This is a genomic window from Polaribacter sp. WD7 (assembly GCF_003335085.1).
Classification (GTDB): domain Bacteria; phylum Bacteroidota; class Bacteroidia; order Flavobacteriales; family Flavobacteriaceae; genus Polaribacter.
In genome coordinates, this window is the sequence record NZ_QPEJ01000018.1 from 411,942 (window position 1) to 432,430 (window position 20,489).

At 30.3% G+C, this 20,489-nt stretch carries 21 protein-coding genes; 11 read left to right on the forward strand and 10 right to left on the reverse strand.

The genetic code is table 11. The features are described 5' to 3' along the window. Positions 1 to 31 precede the first annotated feature (31 nt). Entirely contained in the window at positions 32 to 1,033 is a 1,002-nt protein-coding gene (gene yiaK, locus DUT90_RS11055; protein WP_114427248.1) for a 3-dehydro-L-gulonate 2-dehydrogenase, read from the forward strand. A gap of 6 nt (positions 1,034 to 1,039) precedes the next feature. Here the strand turns inward: yiaK and DUT90_RS11060 are convergent, their stop codons facing one another. Together DUT90_RS11060 and DUT90_RS11065 are read right to left on the reverse strand one after the other, a co-directional pair. Continuing rightward, positions 1,040 to 1,408: a Na(+)-translocating NADH-quinone reductase subunit F gene (locus DUT90_RS11060; protein WP_114427249.1), complete on the reverse strand. Its 369-nt coding sequence runs from the start codon at positions 1,406 to 1,408 to the stop codon at positions 1,040 to 1,042. 3 nt (positions 1,409 to 1,411) lie between these two features. Further along, positions 1,412 to 2,764 (reverse strand): DEAD/DEAH box helicase, encoded by a 1,353-nt coding sequence (locus DUT90_RS11065; protein ID WP_114427250.1) that lies wholly within the window; start codon positions 2,762 to 2,764, stop codon positions 1,412 to 1,414. Between the two features lie 113 nt (positions 2,765 to 2,877). Between DUT90_RS11065 and DUT90_RS11070 the strand changes: the two genes are divergently transcribed. The 5 genes from DUT90_RS11070 (at position 2,878) to DUT90_RS11090 (ending at position 8,776) form a co-directional block, all read left to right on the forward strand. After that, the gene (locus DUT90_RS11070; RefSeq protein ID WP_114427251.1) at positions 2,878 to 3,642 is read left to right on the forward strand and encodes a TatD family hydrolase; all 765 of its coding nucleotides are present in this window, start codon (positions 2,878 to 2,880) and stop codon (positions 3,640 to 3,642) included. A 6-nt stretch (positions 3,643 to 3,648) separates the two neighbouring features. Further along, on the forward strand, positions 3,649 to 4,134 hold the full coding sequence (locus DUT90_RS11075) for a methylated-DNA--[protein]-cysteine S-methyltransferase (protein WP_114427665.1): 486 nt from the start codon (positions 3,649 to 3,651) through the stop codon (positions 4,132 to 4,134). A gap of 86 nt (positions 4,135 to 4,220) precedes the next feature. Next, positions 4,221 to 7,574, forward strand: a complete 3,354-nt coding sequence (locus DUT90_RS11080; protein ID WP_258848547.1) for a hypothetical protein — start codon at positions 4,221 to 4,223, stop codon at positions 7,572 to 7,574. 72 nt (positions 7,575 to 7,646) lie between these two features. Continuing rightward, the gene (locus DUT90_RS11085) at positions 7,647 to 8,219 is read left to right on the forward strand and encodes a DUF3575 domain-containing protein (protein WP_114427253.1); all 573 of its coding nucleotides are present in this window, start codon (positions 7,647 to 7,649) and stop codon (positions 8,217 to 8,219) included. Between the two features lie 59 nt (positions 8,220 to 8,278). Next, a complete protein-coding gene (locus DUT90_RS11090; protein WP_114427254.1) occupies positions 8,279 to 8,776 on the forward strand; it encodes a hypothetical protein in 498 nt (165 codons plus the stop codon). A 71-nt stretch (positions 8,777 to 8,847) separates the two neighbouring features. On the opposite strand, the gene DUT90_RS11095 is transcribed toward DUT90_RS11090, so the two are convergent. Beyond that, entirely contained in the window at positions 8,848 to 9,693 is an 846-nt protein-coding gene (locus DUT90_RS11095) for an OmpA family protein (protein WP_114427255.1), read from the reverse strand. Positions 9,694 to 9,816: 123 nt separating this feature from the next. On the opposite strand from DUT90_RS11095, the gene DUT90_RS11100 reads away from it, so the two are divergent. Both DUT90_RS11100 and DUT90_RS11105 read left to right on the forward strand, forming a co-directional pair. Beyond that, positions 9,817 to 10,803 (forward strand): FAD:protein FMN transferase, encoded by a 987-nt coding sequence (locus DUT90_RS11100; protein ID WP_258848548.1) that lies wholly within the window; start codon positions 9,817 to 9,819, stop codon positions 10,801 to 10,803. Positions 10,804 to 10,873: 70 nt separating this feature from the next. After that, positions 10,874 to 12,151: a hypothetical protein gene (locus DUT90_RS11105; protein WP_114427257.1), complete on the forward strand. Its 1,278-nt coding sequence runs from the start codon at positions 10,874 to 10,876 to the stop codon at positions 12,149 to 12,151. A 1-nt stretch (position 12,152) separates the two neighbouring features. Here the strand turns inward: DUT90_RS11105 and DUT90_RS11110 are convergent, their stop codons facing one another. From DUT90_RS11110 to gpmI, 5 genes are read right to left on the reverse strand one after another with little or no spacing between them, the layout of a single operon-like run. Further along, positions 12,153 to 12,923 (reverse strand): class I SAM-dependent methyltransferase, encoded by a 771-nt coding sequence (locus DUT90_RS11110; protein ID WP_114427258.1) that lies wholly within the window; start codon positions 12,921 to 12,923, stop codon positions 12,153 to 12,155. 50 nt (positions 12,924 to 12,973) lie between these two features. Further along, positions 12,974 to 13,777, reverse strand: a complete 804-nt coding sequence (gene map / locus DUT90_RS11115; RefSeq protein ID WP_114427259.1) for a type I methionyl aminopeptidase — start codon at positions 13,775 to 13,777, stop codon at positions 12,974 to 12,976. Positions 13,778 to 13,835: 58 nt separating this feature from the next. After that, on the reverse strand, positions 13,836 to 14,237 hold the full coding sequence (locus tag DUT90_RS11120) for a BT0820 family HAD-type phosphatase (RefSeq protein WP_114427260.1): 402 nt from the start codon (positions 14,235 to 14,237) through the stop codon (positions 13,836 to 13,838). Then, positions 14,237 to 14,761, reverse strand: coding sequence for a thioredoxin family protein (locus tag DUT90_RS11125; RefSeq protein WP_114427261.1), 525 nt, complete (start codon positions 14,759 to 14,761; stop codon positions 14,237 to 14,239). The genes DUT90_RS11120 and DUT90_RS11125 overlap by 1 nt, the downstream gene beginning before the upstream one ends. Before the next feature lie 10 nt (positions 14,762 to 14,771). Further along, a complete protein-coding gene (gene gpmI / locus DUT90_RS11130) occupies positions 14,772 to 16,289 on the reverse strand; it encodes a 2,3-bisphosphoglycerate-independent phosphoglycerate mutase (protein ID WP_114427262.1) in 1,518 nt (505 codons plus the stop codon). A gap of 220 nt (positions 16,290 to 16,509) precedes the next feature. Between gpmI and DUT90_RS11135 the strand changes: the two genes are divergently transcribed. The 3 genes from DUT90_RS11135 (at position 16,510) to DUT90_RS11145 (ending at position 19,363) form a co-directional block, all read left to right on the forward strand. After that, positions 16,510 to 16,902, forward strand: a complete 393-nt coding sequence (locus DUT90_RS11135; protein ID WP_114427263.1) for an ankyrin repeat domain-containing protein — start codon at positions 16,510 to 16,512, stop codon at positions 16,900 to 16,902. Positions 16,903 to 17,294: 392 nt separating this feature from the next. Then, on the forward strand, positions 17,295 to 19,040 hold the full coding sequence (locus tag DUT90_RS11140; protein WP_114427264.1) for an aromatic amino acid hydroxylase: 1,746 nt from the start codon (positions 17,295 to 17,297) through the stop codon (positions 19,038 to 19,040). An 11-nt stretch (positions 19,041 to 19,051) separates the two neighbouring features. Further along, positions 19,052 to 19,363, forward strand: a complete 312-nt coding sequence (locus DUT90_RS11145; RefSeq protein ID WP_114427265.1) for a rhodanese-like domain-containing protein — start codon at positions 19,052 to 19,054, stop codon at positions 19,361 to 19,363. Here DUT90_RS11145 and DUT90_RS11150 read toward each other — a convergent pair whose 3' ends face one another. Beyond that, positions 19,364 to 19,756 carry a hypothetical protein gene (locus tag DUT90_RS11150; RefSeq protein WP_114427266.1) on the reverse strand — a complete coding sequence of 131 codons (393 nt, stop codon included), beginning with the start codon at positions 19,754 to 19,756 and terminating at the stop codon, positions 19,364 to 19,366. A gap of 47 nt (positions 19,757 to 19,803) precedes the next feature. Beyond that, positions 19,804 to 20,457, reverse strand: coding sequence for a response regulator transcription factor (locus DUT90_RS11155; protein WP_114427267.1), 654 nt, complete (start codon positions 20,455 to 20,457; stop codon positions 19,804 to 19,806). Positions 20,458 to 20,489: the final 32 nt, after the last annotated feature.

Sequence of the window (20,489 nt, forward strand, 5' to 3'; positions counted from 1 at the left end):
ATTCATATAATACTGAAATACCTAAGTAACCATGAAAATAAAAGTAGAAGAAATACAAAAAAAACTGTATGCTCTTTTTGTAAAGTATCATTTTACTCAAGAAAAAGCAGCATTATTAGCTAAGGTTTTTACAGAAAGTACGGTAGATGGTGTTAGTTCTCATGGTATAAATAGAGTTCCCTTATTTATCGATTATATAAAAAAAGGAGTTGTAGATATTAATACAGATGCAGAAAAAGTAGCTTCTTTTGGTAATATAGAACGTTGGGATGGTAATTTTGGTGCCGGTATTTTAAATGCAAAAACCTGTACAAATAGAGCTATAGAATTAGCAAAAGAATACGGAATGGGGTTGGTTGCCTTACGCAATACCAATCATTGGATGAGAGGCGGCAGCTATGGCATACAAGCCGCAGATGCTGGTTGTATTTCTATACTATTTACAAACACCCAACCTAATATGCCACCTTGGGGTGGAAAAGACAGTCGTATTGGAAACAACCCTTTTGTGGTAGCTATTCCTAGAAAGAAAGGACATGTTGTGTTAGATATGGCTATATCACAATTTGCGTTTGGTAAAATAAACGATTACAAGTTAAAAGGAGAAAAATTACCATATTACGGGGGTTGGGATAATGATAATCAACTGTCTAAAGACCCAGAAAAAATTTTAGAAAAAGAACGTGGTTTACCCATAGGGTATTGGAAAGGTTCTGCACTTTCTATGGTGTTAGATATGTTAGCCACAATATTATCTGCAGGAAATTCTACCTACAGAATTAGTAAAAAAGAAATAGAAACCGGAATTTCTCAAGTATATATTTGTATTTATCCCGAGGTATTTTATGACGATGGATTATCGCAAAAACTGATAAAAGAAATTATTGATTTTACGCATGACGTAACTCCCATAAAACCTGGTGAAAAAACCTATTACCCTGGAGAACGTACTGCACAAACTAGAGCTAAACAGTTAAAAGAAGGCGTACTGGTAAACGAGAGTATTTGGAATACAATTTTGAGCTTATCGTAAAATAAGTTATTCAATAATTTTTACGAAATCTTCAAAAGCTACATAGTAAGGTTGGTCTTTAAAAACAGGGCTTTCAACGCTTTCTGCATTGGCAATGCCTACACCAGCAAACCAAACTTTTGCATTGTTTTTTAGTGCATGATTTTTAAAGGTTTCCATCCAAATGGTATCATATTCTGCATTGGGGTTTTGTAGATTGCTAGTAGCTTTTACCAAAACAAAAATTGTAGGCTCTCCTTTTTTGAATAGTACAAATTGAGGATGTCTTTTTAATTGACTATTTATCGCCTGAAATTCGTACCCCATTTGGGTTAATTTTTCACCCACAATGTTCATTGCTAAATTGTGCAATTCTTGTGCTGTTAAAACCTGCATACGCTATTTTTTCTTATTTCTTTTATTGTAATTTTTGTCTCCTCTAGTTTTAGGTTTCTTGTATTTTTTAGCAATTTCTCTTCTGTAAGATCCTCCTAAATTTACTTTTTTATTTTTTTCACTTTTTTCATGAAACGCTGGCCCTGGAACGTATTCTAAACCTGTTCTATTTTTAGATTGTTCTCCGTCTTCTTTAGGACGTTCATCTTCTGTTAATGTTTTAGAAATTGCAACATCTTCTGGCATTTCTAAAACAGGAATTTGATAATTCATCAAACGCTCTATGTTCTCTTTTGCTTCTAGCTCTTTTACTGTTGACAACAAAATGGTTTTTCCTGCTTTTTCTGCACGACCAGTTCTACCAATTCTATGCATATAATTTTCAGGAAAATCGGGGGTGTCAAAATTGATAACATGAGAAACTTCATCAAAATCTAAACCACGTGCCATAACATCTGTGGCTACTAAAATTCGATTATTGCCTTCATCAAACTGTCTAATAGAACGTATTCTATAATTTTGCGTTTTATTAGAATGAATTACACAAGTTTCGCTTCCAAAGATTTCTTCTAAATGCTTAAATAATAAGTCTGCACTTCTTTTAAATGCTACAAAAATAAGCACCTTAGTAAACGTTTCTTTATCGCTCAATAAATGGTGTAATAAATTTACTTTGGTAAAAAAGTTGGGCACATTGTAAGCAACTTGCTCTATATTGTCTAAAGGTGTTCCGCTAACGGCGACAGAGATTTTTGTGGGATTTTTAAAGAAATCATAAATCAATGCATCAACATCTTTGGTCATTGTTGCAGAAAATAATACATTTTGCCGTCTTTCAGGTATCACGTCAAAAATATTCATCAACTGAAAACGAAAACCTAAATCTAACATTACATCAACTTCATCAATTACCAATTTTTGAATCGATTTTAACTTTAAAGCATTGCTTAAAGCCAAATCATACAAACGCCCAGGAGTAGCAACAATAATATCTTGACCTTGTAAAATGGCTTGTTTTTGAGTGTTGATGTTTGTGCCGCCATAAACTCCTAAAACACGCACATTGATATAGGCTGCCAATTTCTCTATTTCATCAACAATTTGTATAACAAGCTCACGGGTTGGCACCAGTACTAAAACTCTAGGATGTTGTTGTTTAGAAAACTTTAAATCTTGCAAAATAGGCATCATATATGCAAAGGTTTTACCTGTACCTGTTTGGGCAATTCCTACCACATCTTTACCTGATCTTACTACAGAAAAAGCACGTTCTTGAATTGGGGTTGGGTGTACAAATTCCAAGTCGTCAATAGCATATTGCAATTGCTTAGAGATACCTAAATCTTCAAAAGTCATTCTAAATAATTTTCTACAAAGGTACGTTTAAAGTTTTGAGTTCTAAATTTTGAAATCTAAGATTTAATCAGTCCTATTTTAGTAGTTTTGCAAGTGTAAAATTATGAACAACAATGATTACAGATACACATACACATCTTTATTCTAGTCAGTTTGATGAAGACCAAGCAGCTATGATACAACGTGCAAAAAAGGCTGGAGTTTCTAGATTTTTTATCCCCGCGATAGACGCTTCTTACACGGAAAGAATGATAGATTTAGAAACAAATTATCCTAATGATGTGTATCTGATGATGGGTTTGCATCCAACATCTGTAAAAGAAAATTATAAAGAAGAGTTAGCGCATGTAAAAGAATGGATAGACAAACGTAATTTTTATGCCATAGGGGAAATTGGAATAGATCTATATTGGGATACTTCTTTTTTAGCACAACAGCAAGAAGCGTTTAGCACGCAAATTAAATGGGCAAAAGAAAAAAAACTGCCAATTGTAATACATTGTAGAGCAGCATTTGATGAGATTTTTGAAATTTTAGAAGCAGAAAAAGGAGATGATTTATTCGGAATTTTTCATTGTTTTACGGGTACAAAAGCACAAGCAGAAAAAGCGATTTCATACAACATGAAATTAGGTGTTGGAGGAGTGGCTACTTTTAAAAACGGAAAGATTGATAAATTTTTACATGAAATAGACCTAAAACACATAGTTTTGGAAACTGATGCCCCTTATTTGGCACCAACACCATACAGAGGTAAAAGAAATGAATCTGCTTACATTACTAACGTTGTAGATAAGTTAGTAGATATTTATGGAGTGTCTTTTGATGAAATTGCAAAAATAACTACCCAGAATTCTAAAGAAGTATTTGGAATATAATTGAATATAGAAACAACATATTACAAAACACCTATTGGCATTGCAAAAATTACGGGTGATAACAACGGAATACAATCTGTTTCTATTTTAGATGATGATAAAATTTCTCTAGAATTGTTAAACCAAAAAGTACCTCAATGTTTACAAGATTGTGTTACCCAATTAGATGAATATTTTAAAGGAGAAAGAGCTGGTTTTAACCTAACTGTAAACCCAAAAGGAACTGTTTTTCAGTTAAAAGTATGGGCATCACTTTTAAAAATACCTTACGCAAAAACAAGTACCTACTTGCAACAGAGTAAAGCCTTAGGAGACGTCAAAGCCATAAGGGCTGTTGCTGCTGCAAATGGTAAAAACCCACTTTGGATTATTATACCTTGTCATAGAGTTATTGGTTCAGACGGTTCTTTAACGGGTTACGCTGGGGGTATTTGGCTTAAAAAATGGTTATTGGCGCATGAAAATCCAGTAAAACAACATACTCTTTTCTAATATTTTACTAGAATTCATTCATTAAAAAAACTATTTTTACGTTAGCTACGTTTAGTGTTTAGATGCTTCAAAAATTCTTTTTTTTTATGTTACTGTGTATTGGGTTTTCCATCCAATCTCAAACCATATCTAAAGATTTTAGATTACGGAAAATTGAAGTTAAAAAGGATACTATTCAACTAGATTCTGTAGCTATAAATTCTCAAAAATTTACACTAAAAGATGCACAATTACAACTAATTTCTAAGACAGAATATCAAGTAGATTTTAGCAATGCAACACTTATTATTGATGCAAAAAAATATCCAAAAATTACAGTCGAATATTTTAGATTACCAGATTTTGTTACCAAAGTATACACCCCTTTTGATGAAAAACTAATTTTACCCAATGAAACCAATACAGGTACCTTATATAGTTTAACAACTAATAAAAAAGCATCAGATATTAAGTTGTTTGATGGGTTAGAAACAAGAGGTTTTATAACAAGGGGTCTTACCTCAGGAAACAATCAAAATGCGGTAACAAATTCTGCTTTAGATTTAGAAATATCAGGTAAACTATCAAATAAAGTTACTTTAAGAGCTAATATTTTTGATACCAATATCCCTATTCAACAGAACGGATATTCTCAAAACTTAACCGATTTTGATAGAGTTTTTATAGAATTATTTTCAGACAATTGGCAAATTAGAGCAGGTGATATCTCATTACAAAATAAAGAAAGTTATTTTATGCCAATTAGTAAGCAAATAGCAGGTTTGCGAGTGCAAGCCAATGTTAATGACAAACTAAAAGTTGCCGCTTCTGGTGCCGTTGTGCGTGGTAAATTTAACAGTTTTAGAATAACAGGCAGAGAAGGTAATCAAGGTCCTTACAAGGTTTTTGGGGTAAATAACGAGCCGGCTATTTTAATTATAGAAGGTAGTGAAAAAGTGTATATAAACGGGGTGCAAATTCAACGAGGTGCAGACAAAGATTATGTGATGGACTATAATTTGGCGGAAATAACATTTACGACTACGTTTCCTATAACTAATGATATGAGGATTGCTGTAGAATTTCAATATGCAGATAGAAATTACACACGTTTTTTAACTTATGAAGAAGTAGAATATAAATCAGATAAATGGAATATTAGTGGGTATTTTTTTAATGAAAATGATGCTAAAAATCAACCTATACAACAGGTTTTAACAGATGAACAGAAGCAAATTTTAGCAAATGCTGGAAACAATCCAGATTTAATGATTGCAGAAAGTGCTTTTGAAGATACGTTTGATGAAAATAAAATTTTGTACAAAAAAGTGTTTCAAGGCTCAGTTGAGGTTTTTGAATTTTCTGAAAATCCAGAGGATCAGTTGTTTTTTGTAACCTTTACCAATGTTGGGCAAAATAATGGAGATTACGTCTTGGATAGAAGTACTGCTATTGGAAATATTTTTCGCTTTGTTGGGGTAAATCAAGGTAACTTTAGTCCTATTATTCGCTTAACTGCTCCTAATAGATTTCAAGCTTTTGTATTTAAGACCAATTATGATTCTAAAGACAAAACCAAGTTAAATTTAGAGGTTGCTGTTAGTAATAATGATGCAAATTTGTTTTCGTCTATAGACGATGCCAATAACGTTGCGCCAGCTGTTAAAGTAAATTGGCAACAGATTTTGATTGATAAAAAGTGGCAATTAAAAAGCAAAATTTCTCATGAATTTGTTCAGAAAAACTACAATATAGAAATGCGTTGGGAGCCGGTAGAATTTAATAGAGATTGGAATATTTTAACCAACAATGCTACCAAAAATTATTTTCAATCAGAATTTAGCTTACAAAATGAAAAAAATGATTTTGTATTGTATCGGTTCAATCACTTAAACTATCCAAATACATTTAATGGAAACAAGCACGAATTTCAATCTAAATTTAACCTAAAAAAAACAATTCTTTCTGTAGATGCAAGTTATTTAGAAAACACATCAACAATAGAAGATAACTCTTTTTTAGTGGCAAGAGGTAAGGTAGAACATGATTTTAATAAAAAATGGTTGGGTGCACTTGTTAATGTTGAAACAAATAGCAGGCAAAATATCATCACTAAAGAATTTATAAACACCAGTCATCGTTTTAAAGAATACGAAACCTATTTTGGAGTGGGAGACTCAACAAAAGTATTTGCCAAAGTTGGGATTAATCTTAGAAATAACGACAGTATAAGAGCCAACGCATTTACAGAAATTAATGACAGAAAAACGTTTTATATCAACAGCAGACTACTTAAGAATAAAAATACCAATCTAAGTATTTTTGCCAATTATAGAGTTACAGAAAACCAGTTTATCGAAGATGAAAAAACGCTGAATTCTAGAGTAAAATTTAGCCAAAAACTAATTCAAAACTTTATCAATCTAAATACAGTTTACGAAACCTCTTCTGGTAACGTGGCAAGACAAGAATTTTTTTATGTACAAACAGAACCCGGGCTTGGTTTTTACACATGGATTGATTATAACGAAGATGGCATTCAAGATTTTGATGAATTTGAAATTGCAGAATTTCAAGATCAAGCAGAGTATTTGCGTTTGCCTAAACCAAACTTAAGGTTTATACCAACACAAAGAGCTAAACTTACCCAAAATATAACCATAAACCCTAGAGTATGGGTATCTAAGAAAAACGTTTTAAAAACCATTTCTAAATTTACCAATCAAAGTTTCTTAAGTGTAGAAAATGAACAACAAAGAGTTGAAGATTCATTTAATTTTAATCCTTTTCAGTTTGATGAAGACAACCTTGTAAGCCTTAATTTTAATTTTAAAAATAGTCTGTTTTTTAATAAAAATTTACAAAATTATAGCACAACGTATACTTATGGTACAAACAGAAATAGACAACAATTTTTAATTGGTGCTCAAGAGAATAGAGTAAAACTACATCAAGTGGATTTTGCACATAAATTTAAAACTTTTTGGTTGTTTGAATTGTTAGGTAAAACCTCAGAGAATGATTTACAAACAGAAAACTTTACCAACAGAAATTATAAGATTTTGTCTAATGAAATTCAACCAAAAATAAGTTTCTTATACAATCAGAACAATCGTTTTTCTGCTTTTTATCATTTTAAAAATAAAGAGAATAAATTGCAAGATTTTGAAACTTTAAATCAGCAAAAATTTGGTCTAGAGTATTTTTACATCAGCAAAAAACAGAATCAAATTTCTGCAAACATTAATGTGTTTTTGAATGATTTTGTGGGTAATACAAATACACCTGTAGCCTACCAAATGTTAGAAGGCTTGCAAGCAGGAACAAATTTTACTTGGAATTTGATTTTTAACCAAAAATTAAATTCCTTTTTAAACCTAAATTTAGCCTATTTAGGTCGAAAAAGTGAAAACTCAAAAGCCATACATACAGGTAGTATTCAATTAAGAGCAATTTTTTAACGTTAAACTCACGCAACCTTTCTATTTTTTTAGCATCTTTACCCTACAACTAATCCAATTAAAAAAATAAAGATGAAGAAAAAATTATTTTTACCAGTATTACTTTTTAGCGCTATACTTTTTGCGCAAGAAAAACAGAATAAGTATCCTCAAGACACAGGTAAAACTCAAGAAATTAAAATAGATGCTTTTAGTTTAATTGTATTTTCTTCTTTTGATGTTACTTATGAAAGGTTGGTAAACAAAGATTCTTCTTACGGAGTTTCTTTATTTTACAATTTTAATACTATAGATAGTGATTTGTATTTCCCCAAAAAGTTTTCTTTAACTCCTTTTTATCGTTGGTTTTTTACAGAAACTAGATTTGCAAGAGGTTTTTTTGTAGAAGGTTTTGGTATGCTAAATACATTTGAGGAAGAAGTTTACAGTTTTGATTCATTTGATACTAATGGTAATTTTGAAACAGTAAAAGAAACCGATTTTGCTATAGGTATTTCTGTAGGAGGTAAGTTTATTATCAAATCTGGTTTTGTAGCAGAGATTTCTATAGGTGTTGGTAGAAATATATTTGGAAATACTGCTGATGGATTTTTAGAGAATGAATTGGTTACAAGAGGTGGAATTTCTTTAGGGTATAGATTTTAATGAATCTTTATTTGTTATGTTTGTGGTGTAGTTTAAAAATTTACCCATAAAATAACAATATGAAAAAAATACTACTAGTTTTAGGTTTAGCATTTACCTCTTTAGGTTACTCTCAACAAGAAATTAAATTAGATCTTGGAGACGCTTTGGTAATAAGAAGTTTAGAATTCTCTTATGAAAATTACTTCTCAGAAGATTCATCTTTCGGTATTTCTGCACTATTTAATTTGGCAAAACAAGATGTAAGTTTTCGGTACAATGAAAATGTCATGATAACACCATATTATAGGCATTATTTTACTGCAGATGAAAAGTGGAATTTTTTTGGAGAAGGATTTGTAGGTATAAATTCAGGTAAAATAGAGTCTATAGAAGACTCTGGTGTATACGATGTAAAATACACAGATGGAGCTCTAGGGATTGCTGTAGGTACAAAATATGTAGCTAATGGTGGCTTAGTTATAGATTTGTACGGAGGTTTAGGAAGAAACTTATTTGGTACAGATTCTCCTGTTTTAGTTCCAAGACTTGGACTTAATGTAGGTTGGAGATTTTAAAAAAAACACAAATAAAGGATATAAAAAAACCATCTCAAAAGAGATGGTTTTTGTTTTTAAATAAAAATTAATTATTTAGCATCTTGCTCTAGTAAATCAAAGAATTGATTTAATTTAGGCATAATAATAATTTTAGTTCTTCTGTTTTTAGACATGTTTTCTGCAGTATCATTTGGCGCTAAAGGCACATATTGACTTCTACCTGCAGCTATTAATCTTTCTGGCTTAACACCATACTTGTATTGTAATATTCTTGTGATAGAAGTAGCTCTTTTTGCAGATAAATCCCAGTTATCTTGTAAAAACTCTGTTTTAATTGGTTTAGAATCTGTGTGACCTTCAATCATCACTTCCATTTCTGGTTGTCCTTTGATAACTTTAGCTATTTTTTCTAAAACATTATAAGCTTTATCTGTTACGTTATAACTTCCGCTTTTAAATAGTAATTTATCAGAAATAGATATAAAGACCACTGTTTTTTCTACGTTAACTTCAATATCTTCATCTTGTATACCATCTGTTAAGTTTTTAGTTAAATGGTATTTAATAGCTAAATTAATAGAATCTTTTTGCGTCATAGCTTTTCTAATTCCATTAATATACTTGTCTTTTTCACTAAGCTGCGAAATAACACTTTTAATATTGTCAGAAGAAGATTGTGTTAAAACAGTTAAATTTTCTACTTGTTTTAAAGCTGTTTTTTTGTCTTGTTTTAAGTATTTAACTTGCTCTTTTAAAGCAAAAACCTGTGCATCTTCCTTTTCTTTTTCAACTAAGCATTTTTGTAAATTGGCCTTTACATCAACAAGTTCTTTTTCTGTTTGTTTGTTTCTAGTCTCTAGAGCAGCGTATTCTTTTTTAGAAACACAAGAGCTCACCAAGATAATTGACAATAATGCAATTGATAGTTTTTTCATGGTTTAAAATCGTTAATTTGAACTTCAAATTTAACAAAATCAATCAATAAAAACAGTACATAACCATTTTTTGTGAAAAATTTAAATACTACTTTTGTTTGTGTTAAAATTATTTTAATGAGAATGCAAAAAAAACTTCTATTCTTACTTCTAATAACCTTAGTTTTTGGGTGTAAAAAAGAACCTATTCTACAAGATTATAATTTAAGAGGTGCTGTTTTTGGAACTACTTATAACATCAAATATGTAAGCGTAGAAAAGAACTACCAAAGTGCTATAGATAGTTTGTTTTTTTTAATCAATAAATCGTTATCAACCTATATTCCTTCATCAGATATTTCTAAGATTAATAACGGAGATACTGCTGTAATTGTTGATGACTTTTTTGTTGAAGTTTTTCAAAAATCAAAGAGAATTTACAAAGAAACAAATGGTTATTTTGACCCAACAGTTGGTAATTTGGTTAACGCTTGGGGCTTTGGGCCTAAAAATGAAAAAAGAAACCTAACAGATGTACAGGTAAAAGAGCAAATGAAATTAGTTGGTTTTAATAAGGTTCATTTAGAAGGAAGAAAGATTATTAAAGAATATAAAAATATTTTTTTAGATTTTAATTCTATAGCAAAAGGCTACGGAATTGATGTTGTAGCACGTTTTTTAGAATCAAAAAACATTAAAAATTACCTCGTAGAAATTGGAGGAGAGATACGCTCTAGAGGGAAAAAGAATGACAATTCTGATTGGACAATAAAATTGGTAAATCCGTTACATAAAAATGATTTAGATAAATTTAAAAAATTAAACTTATCTAATAAATCTATGGCTACATCTGGTAATTATAGAAAATTTAGAATAGATGAATACGGAAAAAAACATGTACATACAATAAATCCTAAAACAGGTTATGCAACCGAAAGTAATTTGTTAAGTGCTTCTGTAATTGCCAACATAGATTGTGCAGATGTAGATGCCTATGCTACAGCATTTATGGCTATGGGATTAGAAAAAACAAAAGAATTTTTAGAAAAACACAATAAGATAGATGTAATTTTACTTTTTTCTGATAAAAAGGGTACCTTAAAAGAATATGTTACAAATACCTATAAGTAGGTGGTTTAGCATAATTTATGTTAGGTATTTTTGTATATTGCAAGTCTTTAATTGGGGATAATTTATAACTATGAAAAACTTACTTTTTGTACTAATTTGTTTGGTAGCTTTTACGACAATTTCTGGACAATCAAAAAAAGATATTGCAAACGTTTACATAAAAAGATCTGAAGAAAGTCTTGGTAATTTAGAAATTGAAGAATCTTTAGATCACTTCAATAAAGCTATGAAGTATATAGATACTATTACTTCACATAGAATAGCAAGATTGGGTACCTATATTCATTTTGAGTTAGATAGATTTAAAGAAGCTCAAGCCTATGCAAAACAATATTTTTTGTTAGCTAAAAATAAAAAGTCAGAGGAATATCAAGACTTTTTAGAGCTTTTTGTCAATATAAATGAAGAAATAGAAACTTTAGAACAAAAAGAAAAACAACTAGCCTTAGCACGTTTACAAAAAGAAAAGGAATTAAGAAAAATAGATTCTTTAAAGACTATGTGGAGAAATAAATCTGAAGCTCTTTCTCTAAAGGTAGATAGTATTTATACATTTAATAAAGATAATTTGGCTTTATTTGAAGCTAAAGGATTTTTTGGAGTAATGAGTGATCGTGGAGAAATATTGGTTAAAGCAGATACTTATCAAGATGCCTTACATTTTGATGGTTTTTTTATTCTTAAAAATACTAAAGAAGCACCTACAAAGATTTTTGCATACATAAATAGTTCTCATTCTGGTTATATGTTACCAAGCCCATCAGAGTTTAATGCTCTTTCTACACATTACGGAAAAGTAATGTTACCTAGAGGAAATGGTAGGTTAGTGACTTATCCAAATAATTCTTACAAACCTATGGTTTACGATTTAAATGCCAGAAAATTTGTTAAAGTAGCTAATGAAGAAGAATTATTGAAAGATTTAAAAAGAAATGATGTTATTGATAAATCTAACAAAGATGGAGAAGTTAAGATAGCTAAAGAATGGTATCGTTTTGGAGGTCATTTAGGTGGCGGTATTCATCCTTTATATTTACCAAACCAGTATAAAGTTAATTCATTTTTATGTTCAATAGACGGTAGTGTTTTAAACGCAAATTCTACTTATCAAAATATAGGTTTTTTCTACAACAACAAATCTCAAGCAGTAAAAGGAAATAAAACAATTTGGATAAATCAAAACGGAACAAAGGTTACTGCTCCAAAAGATGAATCTGGTAAATATACAGGTAATTCTAAAGTTGTAAAACTAGAGAATGGAAAATATCAAATTATGCAAGGTCAATTTATTGTTCTGGGAGGCGAAAAATTAGAAAAACAAGTAGATTTTTTAAGATCTCATAAATAAGCTATTTTTTATAACATACGGGAAGAATCTCATTCTTCATCAAACAAAATCGTTCTAATTCTTTTGGGGCAATTTTTTTTGTGTAATCTACTTCATCAACAGTAAAACCAACCGAACGTAGTTTGTTAAAATAGTCTTTACCATATACTCTTACATGATCATATTGCCCAAAAATCTTAGCACGCTCTTTTCTGTCAGTAATGGTGTCATCTTCAAAAGTTTCTTTTCTAGATAAGTCTTGTGGAATCTGAAAAATACCGAAACCTCCTTTTTTTAAGACACGATACAATTCTTGCATAGCCCTGGTATCATCTGGAATATGCTCTAAAACATGATTACAAAAAACAACATCAAATTCATCATCTGTAAAAGGTAAGTAGCATATATCTGCCTTAACATCTGCAATAGGAGATTCTAAATCTGATGTAATATATTCTAGGTTTTTTTGTTTTCTAAAGATGTCCAAAAAACACTGTTCAGGTGCAATATGTAATACTTTTAGTTTTTTTGTTGATGAAAAAAAATTGGTTTCATCTTTCAAAAATAGCCACATTAAACGGTGTCTTTCTAATGATAATGTAGATGGAGACAAAGCGTTTTTACGTTGTTTCCCATATCCATAAGGTAAAAATTTACGAAAACTTTTACCATCTATTGGGTCTGTGTATTTATTTCCTTTTAAAGAAAATGCTATTATGGGACGTACCACATAACTTACTTTGATTAACAAAGGTCTTGGAATGGTGTTTAAGATAGATTTAAATAGCGACACAAATTTTAATGCTGTTAATGAAAATGTTATTTTTAAAAATGAAATTAAAACTATTGTCTAAACTCATCTTCTTCATCTGTAACAATACCTAAGGCTTCATGCACATATTTAAATGTGGAAAGAAGTTCTGGTTTTCCGTTAACAATCGCAACATCGTGTTCAAAATGTGCAGAAGGTTTATTGTCTAAAGTAGTAATGGTCCAACCATCTGTATGTTGTTTAATTTTATGAGTTCCTAAATTGGTCATTGGCTCTATAGCCACTACCATACCCTCTGTAAATTTTTTACCTCTACCTCTTCTTCCATAGTTTGGCATTTCTGGGTCTTCATGCATTTCTTTTCCTAAACCATGACCAACCAATTCTCTAACAACCCCATAACCGTGTTTTTCAGTAAAGTTTTGTATAGCATACCCTACATCTCCAACTCGGTTTCCTGCTTTAAATTCTCTAATACCAACATACAAGCTTTCTCTAGTTATATCTAACAGTTTTTGAGTTGTTACATCAATTTCTCCAACAGCAAAAGTATAGGCATGATCTCCGTAAAAGCCATTCTTTTTAGCACCACAATCTATAGAAATAATATCACCTTCTTGTAAAGGTTCTTTATTAGGGATGCCATGTACTACTTGAGAATTAGGACTCATACAAAGCGTGTTAGGAAAATCGTACAACCCTAAAAATCCAGGAATAGCGCCTTCTGCTCTTATAAAATCTTCAGCTAGTTTATCTAAATACAAAGTAGAAACTCCTGGCTTTACTTCTTTTGCTAGCATACCTAAAGTTCTTGAAACGATTAATGCACTCTCGCGCATAATTTCTATTTCTTCTCTGGTTTTAATTTTAATCATTTTGAAAAAATTGAACCACAAAGTTACTATATTTTAGATTATAAAAAGAAAGGTAATTTTATTTGAAAAAAGAAAAAAATCCTTTTTTCTTTTTTATTGGAGGCTCATAATTGAATATAGATTTATAGATGGCTGTCCACCCTAAAAAACCACCAATGTTTCTGTCGTCTATAAATAAATCTGCATGAATTTTTCTACTGTATTTTTCATTATAAACCTCTTCTGGGAAATTTTTGTTTACAGCATAAAACTCAAGTCCGTTTTCTTTACAAAAAGTAACGGCTTCATCTAACCTTTTTCCACTTCTGTAGGTCCATAAAATAAGACGATGACCTTGACCTTGAAGTTTCTTTAACGTATCAAAGGCAAAAATCATTTCTTTCCCTATTTTTGGATACGCATCTTCTACAATGGTACCATCAAAATCGACAGCTATAATTAAAGGGTTATTAGGTAGCATTATTTAATATAAGAATGTTTATAGTCTTGCCCTGTAACAATTTTTAAAATATCTTTTTCTAAAGATTCTCTAGCGTATTCTACATATCTTCCTATCTCTTTTCCATCTTTATAAAAGATGAATGTAGGTATTCTAATAATATTGAATCCTTTTTGTAAATTATTAGGAGTTTTTTTACTTCTATTTACCGCAACTAGTTCTAACTTTTTTAAGTTATAATTTGTTAGTTCTAATAGTTTGTATAAATGAGGTGTTTCTCTTTTACTATCTCCGCACCAGGTACCCATAAACCCTTTAATTGAAACCCCTATTAATTCTTTTTGTAAAGAAGCGATAATATTTTTATTAGGATTGTAATTCTCATAGTTTTCAGCAAACCAAGAACTATATGGGGTTTGATAAAATGCTTCTTTATTAATTACACCAATTAAGTTACCAGCTTTATCTTTAACTGCAGTTACTTTTTTTTGCACTGTACATGAAAATAATAAAGAGATAAAGGTTAGTAAAAATAGGTTTCTCATTTTTATAGAATTATAATAAAGAATGTTGTGTCATTTCTTTTGGTTGCTCTACACCCATTAAATCTAATATAGTAGGCGCTACATCACCTAAGATACCACTTTTTATTGATTTTATTTCTTTATCAACTAAAATAAAAGGCACAGGGTTAGTAGTATGTGCTGTGTGAGGAGAACCGTCAGGATTCATCATAGTTTCGCAGTTACCGTGGTCTGCTATTACTAAAATAGAATATCCGTTATCTAAACCTGTTTCTATAACACTTTTAGCACAATTATCTACAGCTTCGCATGCTTTTATAGCAGCTTCCATAATTCCTGTATGTCCTACCATATCTCCATTTGCAAAATTTAAACAGACAAAATCTGCTTCACCTTTTTCTAAATCGGCACACAATGCATCTTTTAATTCGTAAGCAGACATCTCTGGTTTCAAATCGTAAGTAGCTACTTTTGGTGAATTTCTTAAGATTCTAGATTCTCCTTTAAAAGGCTCTTCTTGTCCTCCAGAAAAGAAAAATGTAACGTGTGGGTATTTTTCTGTTTCTGCAATTCTAATTTGTTTTTTACCCGCAGCAGAAAGTACTTCTCCTAAAGTATTTTTAATATTATCGGTATTATAAATTACATTAATACCTTTAAAAGATTCATCATACAAGGTTATAGTTGTATAGTATAAATCTAATTTTTTCATTCCAAATTCAGGAAAATCATTTTGAGATAAAGCATTTGTTAACTCTCTACCTCTGTCTGTTCTGTAGTTAAAAAAGATAACAGCATCACCTTCTTGTATTTTAGTTTTAGCAGAACCATCTTGGTTGGTTACAATAATTGGTTTATGAAATTCGTCTGTTAAACCATCGTCATAATTTTTATTGATAGTTGCTAATACATCTGTAGTTTGGGTACCTACACCGTTTACTAAACCATCGTATGCTTCTTTAACACGTTCCCATCTGTTATCTCTATCCATTGCATAATAACGACCAGTTACAGAAGCTAATTCTCCTGTACTTTCTTTCATGTATTCTTGAATGTCGTTAATAAAGTATGTACCCGATTTTGGGTCGCAATCTCTACCATCTGTAAAAGCATGTAGGTAAACATTTTCTACTTTATTTTCTTTAGCAACATCTAAAAGACCTTTTAAGTGATCTATATGAGCATGTATTCCTCCGTTAGAAACTAATCCTAATAAATGAACATTTTTATTGTTTTCTTTGGCATATTTAAAAGTATCTAACAAAACCTTTTCTTTACCCAAAGTTTTCTCTTTAACAGCTTTATTTATACGAGCAAGATTTTGGTAAACAATTCTTCCTGCACCAAGATTCATGTGTCCTACTTCAGAATTTCCCATTTGACCTTCAGGAAGTCCAACATGTTCTCCATCAGTTCTTAATTCTGCATTCGGATATTTATCGTATAAACTATTAATAAATGGTGTTTTTGCATTGTAAATAGCGGATACTTTTGGGTCTTGTGTAATACCCCATCCGTCTAAAATCATAAGGATAACTTTCTTGTTCATTGTCTTGAATTATACCGTAAAAATAGTAAAGATTTTCTTGTTTTTTTAATTTTTTTACGAAACCGATAGCGCTATTTGATATTCTTAAATTGATAAATAAAGGTAGGTTTTATTGTTAAATCTGTGTTAAAGAACTGGTTTTACTGAAACATAATTAAAATGCAATAGTCTATAAAGCATAACAAACAACTTTTTTAACCTAAATTAAATTTTTAAAATCATGAAAAAATTATTTTTAACCTTAGCCATTTTTGCAACTACATTTTCTACAGTTAATGCAACATCAATTAATGATGAACCAACACGTAAAGTAATAGTTAGCGATATTACTTATGACGTTAGTGCATTCTGTAAGCTGATTCAATTAGGGAAATATGAATCTGTTAAAGCACTTATAGAAGCTGGTGAAAATGTAAATCAGAGATCTAATGGTTTAACGCCTTTAATGTTTGCGGCAAGACAAAACAGAGCTAAAATTGTACAATTATTAATAGACAACGGAGCAAATGTTAACGCAAAATGTAGTAGTAACAAAATGACAGCTTTAGATATGGCAAAAAGATCTAAGGCGGTAGATGCGATTAAGATTCTTAATAAAGCTACGAAGAACTAAGATATTTTATCCCCCCCAACTAAAAAAAGAGTTGTACTATAAAGGTGCAATTCTTTTTGTTTTATAGTAATATGGTGTTTTTTTAAGTTTATTTTGTAACAAAAATCATTATTTTGTTAATTAATTGCTAAATAATTAAAATGATGTAACAAAACTAAAATTTGAACGTCTTTATAATAGTGTATTATTAAACAAACAACCATATAACTTTAATATACGACTTTGGATATTTATTTGAATTAATTACTCTAAAGAAATTTAATTAAGACCATCTGACAGCTAGTAAGATGGTCTTTTTTTATGGATATTATAAAAATACTTCTTTTTAACATCATTTAAATAAATTTTAATCCTTTTGTATTTATTTTTGTGAGGATAATTCAATATAAACTATGAGCCCACATTTTGAATTGAATGAGGTAACAAAAAAATTACCAAAGCATTTACATAAGTTTGTAATACAGCAACCTTATAATGAATATACAGCCCAAAACCAAGCTGTGTGGAGGTATGTAATGAGAATGAATGTAGCATATTTGAGTAAAGTTGCTCATGGTTCTTATTTAGAAGGCCTAGAAAAAACAGGTATTTCTATTGCTCAAATTCCGTACATGCAAGGAATGAATAGAATTTTGAAAGAAATTGGTTGGGCGGCAGTCTCAGTAGATGGTTTTATTCCTCCTAATGCCTTCATGGAATTTCAAGCCTATAATGTACTTGTTATTGCTTCAGATATGAGGACTATAAATCATATAGAATATACACCTGCACCAGATATTATTCATGAAGCAGCAGGTCATGCTCCAATTATTGCAAATCCAGAATATGCAGAATATTTAAGAAGATTTGGAGAAATAGGAAGTAAAGCCATTTCATCTGCTAAAGATTATGAAATGTATGAAGCAATTAGACTACTTTCTATCCTAAAAGAGAATCCAAACTCATCTGAAAAGGCAATTAAAGAAGCAGAAGAAAAAGTAGCATTTTTACAAGAAAATATGGGTGAACTTTCTGAGATGGCTCAGATTAGAAACTTACACTGGTGGACCGTAGAATATGGTTTAATTGGTAATATTAAAAAACCAAAAATATACGGAGCTGGTTTGTTATCTTCTATAGGAGAAAGTAAGTGGTGCATGCAAGATGAGGTAAAAAAAGTACCCTATTCTATAGAAGCTGCTCGTGTTAATTTTGATATTACAAAACCGCAACCACAATTATTTGTAACTCCAGATTTTGCGCATTTAAGTTTAGTTTTAGAACAGTTTGCAAATAAAATGGGGATACGAACAGGAGGTTTACAAGGACTTCAAAAATTAATTGATTCTAAAAATTTAGGAACCATAGAGTTGAGTACAGGAGTTCAAATTTCTGGTGTATTTACCAAAGTAATTGCAGATGAAAACGGAAAACCTATTTATTTTCAAACTACAGGAGAAACGGCATTATCAAATAGAGATAAAGAATTAATTGGTCATGGAGTTGAAAATCATAAAGACGGTTTTGGAAGCCCAATAGGAAAATTAAAGGGTATTAATATTCCTATAGAAAACATGAGCCCAAGAGATTTAGAAGCATATCAAATTTATGAAGGAAAACAAATTAATCTAGAATTTGAAGGAGGTATATATGTTGAAGGTGAAGTTATAACAGGAACAAGAGATTTAAGAGGAAGAATTCAGTTAATTACCTTTAAAAATTGTACTGTTCGTTATTTAAATGAAATATTATTTCAACCCGAATGGGGAATTTATGATATGGCAATAGGTAAAGAAGTTGTGGCTGCTTATTCAGGTCCTGCAGACGTTAACTCTTTTCTAGAACTGGGAAAAGTTTCTGAAACTAAAACTCAGAAAATACGTTATTCTGCCTCAGAACAAGATTTGTATGCTTTGTATAAAGAGGTTAGAGAAATGAGAGAAAACAATACAGTATCTGAACGTAAAATTGAAGATATCTTTAAAGAGTTAAACCGTAAATTTCCATCAGACTGGTTATTGTTATTAGAACTATATGAATTAACTTTGCATTATAAATATAAGAATACCTCGTTAATTTTAGAAAAGTTAGAGGGGTTAAAATGTAACAAAAGCTACACAAAATTAATTGAAAATGGATTAGCTTTGTGCAATCAATAAAAAATAAAAAAATGGGTTTATTTGGTATTTTTAGTGAAAAAGACAAATCGGGAGAAATTAAAAAATATTTAGAAAAAGGTGCAGTAGTTTTAGATGTAAGAACTCAAGAAGAGTGGGATGAAGGGCATGTAGAAGGGGCAGAACATATTGTATTAAACGAGATACCTACAGAAGTAGAAAAAGTAAAATCTTGGAAAAAACCAGTTATTGCAGTTTGTAGAAGCGGTGCAAGAAGCGGGCAAGCAACTCAATTTTTATCTCAAAACGGAATTGATGTAATTAACGGGGGGCCTTGGCAAAACGTAAATCAATACGTTTCATAACTAATTGCTAAATCTTTTTCTTACTCTTTTAAGTTTTTGAACGCTATTATAAAGGGTAATAGATTGTGCTATTTTTTTTATTCCTGCAAAGATAGTGCCTAAGATGGCACCCACAAAAGCACCCATAGTTACTGGATCAAAATGATGACCAGTAATTAGATATTTTGCATAAAAAACAATAAGACCAATACCTATTGAAATTAAAAATATCTGCAATTTAGATTTAGAAAAGGATGCATATATACCACAAAAAACACCAGTGATTATAGTAGTAGCGGTTATTTTTGTAAAAATTAATTCTGATAAAGAAGCGTCTTTACTTACAAACATAGACGTTATGAACATGCCTAAAATGGTAGCAAAAAAAACACCTATACTTATTTTTTGAATCATGTTTTTGAGGGGGAGTTCATCCTTATAAAATTACAATTTTTTTTGTATTAAATTAAATTTCTTTTTTGAGCCTTTATTACAGCTTCCATTTTGCTATGTACTTGTAATTTTTTGTAAATATTTTCAATATGTTTTCTAACAGTTGAAGGAGAGATAATTAAGTTGTCAGAAATTACATTATAATTTAACCCTTTGCTTAATTGTATTAAAATTTCTGTTTCTCTTTTAGATAGTTTTATGTCTTCTTGATCGTCTATTTTTGTGTCTGCTAATTTAGGGTTTCTTAATAGGTTTAGGGTTTTTAAAGCAATACTTGGCGTCATTGGCGCACCACCTTTTGTAACTTCTAAAATACTTTTATACAATTTTTCTGCATCAATTTCTTTTAATAAATATCCATTTGCGCCCGCTTTTATAGCATTAAAAACACATTCGTCATCATCAACAACTGTCAACATAATTACTTTTATATGAGGGTACTTTTTCTTTACTATTTCTGTAGCTTTAATACCATCCATTTGCGGCATTTGAATATCCATAAGAACAACATCAATATTATGATTTTCTTCCAATTTACCTATTAGTTCAGCACCATTATTAGCATGGAATTTTACAGCAATATCATCAAAAAAAGAAAGTTTTTCTTTAATAGTTTTTACTAAAAAATAATTGTCTTCTGCAATACAAACTTTTAATTTCATAAGTTTATTTTTTTAATAAAGAAAATAAGAAT

Excerpts from the sequence above, each read along its gene's own strand:
- yiaK (WP_114427248.1), top strand. The coding sequence starts at position 32 with ATGAAAATAAAAGTAGAAGAAATACAAAAAAAACTGTATGCTCTTTTT.
- DUT90_RS11060 (WP_114427249.1), bottom strand. The coding sequence starts at position 1,408 with ATGCAGGTTTTAACAGCACAAGAATTGCACAATTTAGCAATGAACATT.
- DUT90_RS11065 (WP_114427250.1), bottom strand. The coding sequence starts at position 2,764 with ATGACTTTTGAAGATTTAGGTATCTCTAAGCAATTGCAATATGCTATT.
- DUT90_RS11070 (WP_114427251.1), top strand. The coding sequence starts at position 2,878 with ATGATTACAGATACACATACACATCTTTATTCTAGTCAGTTTGATGAA.
- DUT90_RS11080 (WP_258848547.1), top strand. The coding sequence starts at position 4,221 with ATGTTACTGTGTATTGGGTTTTCCATCCAATCTCAAACCATATCTAAA.
- DUT90_RS11085 (WP_114427253.1), top strand. The coding sequence starts at position 7,647 with ATGAAGAAAAAATTATTTTTACCAGTATTACTTTTTAGCGCTATACTT.
- DUT90_RS11090 (WP_114427254.1), top strand. The coding sequence starts at position 8,279 with ATGAAAAAAATACTACTAGTTTTAGGTTTAGCATTTACCTCTTTAGGT.
- DUT90_RS11095 (WP_114427255.1), bottom strand. The coding sequence starts at position 9,693 with ATGAAAAAACTATCAATTGCATTATTGTCAATTATCTTGGTGAGCTCT.
- DUT90_RS11100 (WP_258848548.1), top strand. The coding sequence starts at position 9,817 with ATGCAAAAAAAACTTCTATTCTTACTTCTAATAACCTTAGTTTTTGGG.
- DUT90_RS11105 (WP_114427257.1), top strand. The coding sequence starts at position 10,874 with ATGAAAAACTTACTTTTTGTACTAATTTGTTTGGTAGCTTTTACGACA.
- map (WP_114427259.1), bottom strand. The coding sequence starts at position 13,777 with ATGATTAAAATTAAAACCAGAGAAGAAATAGAAATTATGCGCGAGAGT.
- DUT90_RS11120 (WP_114427260.1), bottom strand. The coding sequence starts at position 14,237 with ATGCTACCTAATAACCCTTTAATTATAGCTGTCGATTTTGATGGTACC.
- DUT90_RS11125 (WP_114427261.1), bottom strand. The coding sequence starts at position 14,761 with ATGAGAAACCTATTTTTACTAACCTTTATCTCTTTATTATTTTCATGT.
- gpmI (WP_114427262.1), bottom strand. The coding sequence starts at position 16,289 with ATGAACAAGAAAGTTATCCTTATGATTTTAGACGGATGGGGTATTACA.
- DUT90_RS11135 (WP_114427263.1), top strand. The coding sequence starts at position 16,510 with ATGAAAAAATTATTTTTAACCTTAGCCATTTTTGCAACTACATTTTCT.
- DUT90_RS11140 (WP_114427264.1), top strand. The coding sequence starts at position 17,295 with ATGAGCCCACATTTTGAATTGAATGAGGTAACAAAAAAATTACCAAAG.
- DUT90_RS11145 (WP_114427265.1), top strand. The coding sequence starts at position 19,052 with ATGGGTTTATTTGGTATTTTTAGTGAAAAAGACAAATCGGGAGAAATT.
- DUT90_RS11150 (WP_114427266.1), bottom strand. The coding sequence starts at position 19,756 with ATGATTCAAAAAATAAGTATAGGTGTTTTTTTTGCTACCATTTTAGGC.
- DUT90_RS11155 (WP_114427267.1), bottom strand. The coding sequence starts at position 20,457 with ATGAAATTAAAAGTTTGTATTGCAGAAGACAATTATTTTTTAGTAAAA.